Consider the following 6,444-nt stretch of genomic DNA (forward strand, 5'->3'; position numbering starts at 1 on the left):
AGACCAGATCCGCCTGCCCCGCCCCTAGCACCGTATTGGCATTTTCCGGCGTGCGGATATGACTTTCTGCTGTGACCAGCGCGTGTTTCACCGCGCCCTTGAGGCTCTGCGCCAGATCCACGCCCAGCATCTCTGCTTCTTGGAAACTGGGGATGAGCCGGGTGAAGTCAAAATAGGAGCCGGAGCCGACGGTGACATAGTCCATCAGTTCCTGTCGGTCATGCAGGGCGACGATCTCACCCATGCTTTCCCGGCTGAGGGCCACCTCAACGCCAGGCTCATCATTCACCGCAAGGCCGATGATGAAGTCTTCGCCGCAGGCCTGGCGGATGCGCTGCAGGATTTCACGGGAGAAGCGGGTACGGTTTTCAAGTGAGCCGCCCCATTTGTCATCGCGGGTATTGGAGAACGGCGTCCAGAATTGATCCAGCAGACAATGATAAGCCGCCCAGACCTCGACCCCGTCAAAACCCGCCTTCTGGCAGCGGATAGCGGCCTGCACAAAACCCTCGATGGTCTCTTCGATCTCCGCCTCGGACATGGCGTGACTGCCGTCACTGTCATGATAGCTGGGTCCGCCCGAAGGCGACCAGGCAGCATGCCAGGAATTGTCCTGATCCCCATGGGCGCCTACATGATAGAGCTGCTGGATCATCACCGCGCCTGCCTCCTGGCAGGGTTCCACCATGCGGCGGAAATGCGGGATGACCTCATCCGTGGAGTGCAGGAAGTTCCCGCGTGTCAGCACCGCCGCCGGGTGCACCGGCATCGGCTCCACCACAATCATCGCCGCACCTCCGAGGGCACGCTCCAGATAATAGGCTGCATGGGCCGCGCCGGGCAGGCCGCCCTGCGCCATATTGGTGGTATGAGCACCAAAGACCGCGCGGTTGCGCAAGGTTTTGTGGCGTAGGGGCTGTGGTTTGAAAAGATGCGGATAGGGTTGCATGATCAACCCTCTTCCAGCCTGTCCAGCCCTCGCGCCAGGTCCTCACCAATCCCCGCTTTCTCCATGTACAAGCGTAAGCGCTGATTGAACCCGCCGGGGGTATTCAGCGCTTCGATCAGATCATCGGAGTTTGAGACGGCAAGGTTTGAGGAAATCAACAGACGCAGGAAGGCCTCGCCTTTGGCGGGGTCAGCGACACGTTTGCCCAGCCATTCCGCTGCATCGGCGGTTAAACGCGCTACCGGCGAGAGGACCGCTTGTGCACAAAGATAGGCCTCCAGCTCGGCAGCAGTTTCCAGTGTAAAGACCGTGTTGCGGGTGCCAAAGATCTGATTGAGCAATGCCTCATCCCCCAGCGCCATGATGGCTGATCCACCCTGGGCGATCCCTGGAAAGGGCATCATCACGGCAGCGGCTTTGGCCGGTGCAACCAGAGTAGAGACCCGATCAAGCGAAGCCCCGGCCATGAAGGAAACAACCTTTTGATCCAGCCGGAAGTGCAGATCCGTCAGGATGGCTTCAGCGGCCTCTGCCATTACCCCCAGAAACACCACCTCACTTTGATCCAGAATTTCCTGCAGCCCCGTGACCTGCACCTCCGGGATCTCTGCCTCCAACTGGCTGGAGCGCGCTTTTGAGCGGGCAGAGACCCGGATCTCATGCCCCTGTCCTGCCAGCCCCCGCACCACTGCAGAGGCAATAACCCCTGTGCCAATAAAGCCCAGCCGCATATCAGATATCCTTTACCAGGCGCAGGGCGTCATAGATCGCCGCATGGGTATTGCGGGCAGAAACCGCGTCGCCGATGCGGAACAGCTGAAACTTACCTTCAGGATTGCTGGCAATGGTCTGCGGGTGGCCTTCGATGAGGGCACTCTGGTCGACTTCACCCCGGTTCGAAGACAGCTCCTTCAGGTCAAAGTAAAGCTCATCCAGCGGCAGGGTGCCGTAGTTCACCACCACCTGATCATACTGCGCTTTTGATGTGTGACTGCTGTAGTCGGTGCCAATGGTGGCGGTGAGCTGGTTGCCATCGGGAGCAACCGAAAGCAGGCGGCGGGTGACGGTAAAGGTCACATCCTTGTCCTGCAGCGCCCGCATATAGGGCACCAGATTCATTGCCATAATGTCAGGGGCAAAGGTGCGGTCGGGTGTCATCACCTCGACCTTGGCCCCGGCATTTGCCGCAACCTCTGCGGCCATGACGCCCGGATGATCGCCGCTTTCGTCATAGATCAGCACGTTTGAGCCCGGCTTCACATCGCCCGAGATGATATCCCAGCTGGTGACAACATTGGCGGCCTCATCGCGGGTTTCATGCAGCATGGTATTAGGCATGCCGCCGGTGGCCACAATGACCACATCCGGGTTCAGCGCCGTCACATCTGCGGCCTCGGCCCAAGTGTTGAAGCGGAATTCCACATCGCGCGCCGCACATTGCGCCATGCGCCAGTCGACGATCGAGATCATCTCAGCCCGGCGCGGGTTCTGCACAGTCAGACGGATCTGGCCACCAGGATCGGGCTGGGCTTCAAAGACAATGACATCATGACCACGCTCTGCAGCCACCCGTGCGGCCTCTAGCCCGGCAGGACCGGCGCCGATGATAGCAACCTCTTTCCGTGTCTCCGCAGGAGAGATCTCATGCGGCATGGAAAGCTCACGGCCGGTGGCGGGGTTGTGAATGCAGAGGGCCTCCCCCGCCTGATAGATTCGGTCCAGACAATAGGTGGCGCCAACGCAAGGACGAATGTCATCCTCGCGCCCTTCGAGGATTTTGCGCACCACATGAGGGTCCGCCATATGCGCCCGCGTCATGCCAACCATATCCACCAACCCGGCGGAGACCGCATGGCGCGCCGTGGCAACATCCGGGATTTTTGACCCGTGGAAAACCGGCAGATTGATGGCCTTCTGCACCTCTCCGGCGGAGTGCAGATGCGGCGCACCGCGCATGCCCTGCACTGGGATCATATCAGTCATCGCCGGGTCGGTGTGAATGCGGCCCCGGTTGATATTGAGGAAGTCCACCTGCCCGGTTCCTTCCAGAATGCGGGCAATATCCAGCCCCATCTCCGGGGTGATCCCGCCCTCCTGCACCTCATCCGGGGCAAAGCGAACACCTAGGACAAACTCATCCCCCACCCGCGCACGCACTGCGGCAATGATATCGGTGGTAAGGCGCATCCGGCTTTCGAGATGTTCGCGCCCATAGGGGCCGTCCAGATCATTGGTCAGCGGCGAGATGAACTGATCCAGCAAATGGCCATGGGTCATGATCTCGACCCCATCCATGCCACCCTCTTTCATCCGCTCCGCCGCATCGGCAAAGTCCGAGATGACCCGCGCAATATCCCAGTCCTCTGCCAGTTTGGGAAAGGCATGGTGTGCCGGCTCACGGTGGCGGGTCGCAGAGATAGCAGGCAGCCAGTCCCCTTTGTTCCAATGGGTGCGTCGCCCCAGATGCGTGAGCTGGATCATGATCGCCGCGCCGTGCTCGTGCACCTGATCTGTCATGTTGCGGATCCAGGGCACCACCTCATCCTTATAGGCAAGGATATTGTTGAACACCGGCGGGCTGTTGCGCGAAACGGCAGCGGAACCGGCGGTCATGGTCAGTGCCACCCCCGCTTTGGCACGTTCTGCGTGATAGGCCGCATAGCGCTCCTTTGGCATCCCCTCCTCGGGATAGGCTGGTTCGTGACTGGTGGTCATGATCCGGTTTCTGAGTGTTAGATGCTTCAGCTGAAAGGGCTGCAAAAGGGGATCGTTGGACATAAAACTCTCTTTCCTGGGAAATCTCTGCCTTGGAGGGGCTGGCGGCCACCGGCCCGGTTTCGGCAGGCCGGCGGCATGATCGTAGCGGATTTAGGCTTTAGTACCAGGCATCTGGTGCCGAGGATTTTGCTTTTGCCATGAACTCTTTCAAGGCCTCATCGGTGCCGGGATCCATGGGTGGTGCCTCATAAGAGGCCAGCTGTGCTTTCCAACGGGCATTGGCGCGGATGGCCGCATCAATGCCGCCCTGTTCATCCCAGCTCTCCCAAGGTTGGTGATCATCCATGGCGCTGTCCCAATAGGCGGTCTGATAGTGGCGCATGGTATGCTGAGTGGAGAAAAGGTGCACGCCAGGCCCACCCTCGGCCAGAGCATCAAAGCCCAGCGTATCCTCATTGACCTCAAACCCTTTGAGATAGGCATGCAGCGCGCCGCAGAGATCCGTGTCCAGCATGAATTTCTCATAGGACATTGACAGAAGACCATCGAGGAAGCCTGCGGAATGCAAGATGTAGTTGGCCCCGCATTGCACAGCCGACATCATCGACATCATCGATTGCTGCATCGCCTGGGCATCCGGCAGTTTCGAAGTGGAGAAATTGCCGGCACAGCGCAGCGGCAGTTTCAGACGCCGCGCCAGTTGCCCCATAGCCAGTGACCCCAGCGCGGGCTCTGGGGTGCCAAAGGTCGGAGAGCCTGAACGCAGAGACATCGACGAGATAAAGGAGGCCAGAACCGCAGGCGAACCCGGGCGCACCATTTGGGTGATCGCGCAAGAGACCATGCTTTCGGCCAAACACTGCGCCACCGACCCGGCTATGGTCAGTGGAGACACCGCCCCGCCCAGGAGGAAGGGCAGATGAATCGATCCCTGCCCGGCCTCGGCATAGGCCCGGATGCCCTTGGTGGTGACCCCGTCCATGGTCAGCGGCGAGGTGGTGTTGAAATTGCCCATGATGACGCAATTCTGATCGACGAATTCAGCCCCAAAGAGGATGCGGCACATCTCGATAGAATCCTCAGCCCGTTCCGGCGCCGTGATCGAGCCGAGGAAGGCGCGGTCAGAATAGCGCATATGGGCATAGACCATATCCAGGTGCCGCTTGTTCACCGCGATATCCGTCGGCTCACAGATAGTCCCTCCGGAGTGATGCAAATTGGGACTCATCTGCGCCAGTTTCACGAAGTTCTCAAAATCCTCAATGGTGCCGTAGCGCCGCCCCTTGTCCAGATCCATCACGAAGGGCGAGCCATAGGAGGGCGCCAGCACCATGGCATCGCCGCCAATCTCGACCGTATTGGCCGGGTTACGGGCATGCTGGGTGAAACGCTCGGGCGCTGTCGAGAGGATCTGGCGGATCATGCCCGGCTCGAATTTCAGGTTCCAGCTTTCGTGGGTCAGCTCGGTGACCCGGGCACCTGCGGCACGGAACAGCTCTACCACCTCAGCATCTTCCCGGAATTCGATGCCGATTTCCGCCATGATCCGTTCAGCAGTGGCTTCGATCTGATCCAGGCTCTCTTCCGAGAGGAGTTCATACGTCGGGATTTGCCGCGTAATGAAGGGCACCTTCAGATGGGTGTTCTGGCCCGGCTCCGCCGAACGCCCCTCACCGCGACGCGACCGTCTGCCCCGCGATTTCACCTGCACTTCGCTCATCCCTGCGTCCTCCCTGGAATGCGTTTCTTGACACTAGTGTCAGGTTGATGGTCAAGTGTGTCAACTCCATTGCGACTTTTACATGTCGGTGTTAGGACATCCCGATGAACAAACCGGACAAATCCCGCATACGGGCCTCTGAAGAGGCCTGGCTTTCAGCCGCCTATGAGGAGTTGACACAGAATGGTGTGGAGGCTGTTCGAATCATGCCCCTTGCCAAGAGACTGTCTGTGTCACGGACGAGTTTTTACTGGCACTTCAAAGACCGGGAAGCCCTGTTGGAGGCGATGATCCAGCGCTGGGAAGACAAAAACACGGGCAATCTGGTCGCCAGAACTGAAGCCTATGCAGATTCTGTCAGCGAAGCGATTTTCAACCTCTTTGACTGCTGGCTGGATAGTGAGCTGTTTGATTCGAAGCTGGATCTTGCGATCCGCAACTGGGCACGCAATGATCCAGCCCTTCAGGTTCGACTGGATCTGGCAGATGCTCGACGTGAAGCCGCAATGGCAGCGATGTTGGAGCGCTTTGGCTATGCGCCGGCAAATGCCCTGGTTCGCGCGCGAACCATGATCTACACGCAGATAGGCTATATCTCTATGCAAATTCGGGAAGCCGAGGATCAGCGCTTGGCCTTGATGCCCGATTATGTCGAGGTCTTTACTGGGGCCCCTCCGGCACAAAGCGATGTTGATCGTTTCATGGCCCGCCACCTGCCTGGCGGCAATCCAGCTGTCATCCGCTAGAGATTTGACTGTCTCTGACACCTCAGTGTTACCAGTCACACCAACAGCACGCATCTTTGTGCAATGATGCAAGGGGCGAGGAAAAAAGTATCATAAAGCCAAACAAATCTGCACCAAGTGCTCCCGCCCGTCGGCGGCTGGCGCTAAGCGCCAGCCCCTCCCGTTGGGCCTGGCGCCGCACCCGAAGGGAGCGGCGCGGGTCGCTTCGGGCAAAGCCCGAAGCGAAATCTCAATAGGCTTGATCAAACTCGCAAAACTATGAAGCGGGCGCTGCCGCGCCGAGCGCCAGCGCGGCGCCACCAAAAACACGG

5 protein-coding genes (1 of these 5 only partly in view) are annotated in these 6,444 nt (G+C 59.4%); 1 reads left to right on the forward strand and 4 read right to left on the reverse strand.

The annotated features are described in order from the left end of the window. The 4 genes from RSK20926_RS21880 to RSK20926_RS21895 all read right to left on the reverse strand — a co-directional run. On the reverse strand, positions 1–949 hold the 5' end (the start) of the coding sequence (locus RSK20926_RS21880) for an oxidoreductase (RefSeq protein WP_008210144.1). The gene continues 1,037 nt to the left of window position 1, outside the view; 949 of the gene's 1,986 nt are visible here — the first part of the coding sequence; it begins with the start codon at positions 947–949; the stop codon falls past the left edge of the window. A 2-nt stretch (positions 950–951) separates the two neighbouring features. Then, positions 952–1,680 carry an NAD(P)-binding domain-containing protein gene (locus RSK20926_RS21885; protein ID WP_008210146.1) on the reverse strand — a complete coding sequence of 243 codons (729 nt, stop codon included), beginning with the start codon at positions 1,678–1,680 and terminating at the stop codon, positions 952–954. 1 nt (position 1,681) lies between these two features. Then, entirely contained in the window at positions 1,682–3,727 is a 2,046-nt protein-coding gene (locus tag RSK20926_RS21890) for an NADH:flavin oxidoreductase (protein ID WP_008210149.1), read from the reverse strand. Positions 3,728–3,824: 97 nt separating this feature from the next. Further along, on the reverse strand, positions 3,825–5,387 hold the full coding sequence (locus tag RSK20926_RS21895) for a trimethylamine methyltransferase family protein (protein ID WP_008210151.1): 1,563 nt from the start codon (positions 5,385–5,387) through the stop codon (positions 3,825–3,827). A 104-nt stretch (positions 5,388–5,491) separates the two neighbouring features. Here RSK20926_RS21895 and RSK20926_RS21900 point away from each other — a divergent pair, with 104 nt between their 5' ends. Further along, a complete protein-coding gene (locus RSK20926_RS21900) occupies positions 5,492–6,133 on the forward strand; it encodes a TetR/AcrR family transcriptional regulator (RefSeq protein WP_008210152.1) in 642 nt (213 codons plus the stop codon). Positions 6,134–6,444 lie beyond the last annotated feature (311 nt).

It is taken from the genome of Roseobacter sp. SK209-2-6, assembly GCF_000169455.1.
GTDB lineage: Bacteria > Pseudomonadota > Alphaproteobacteria > Rhodobacterales > Rhodobacteraceae > Pseudophaeobacter.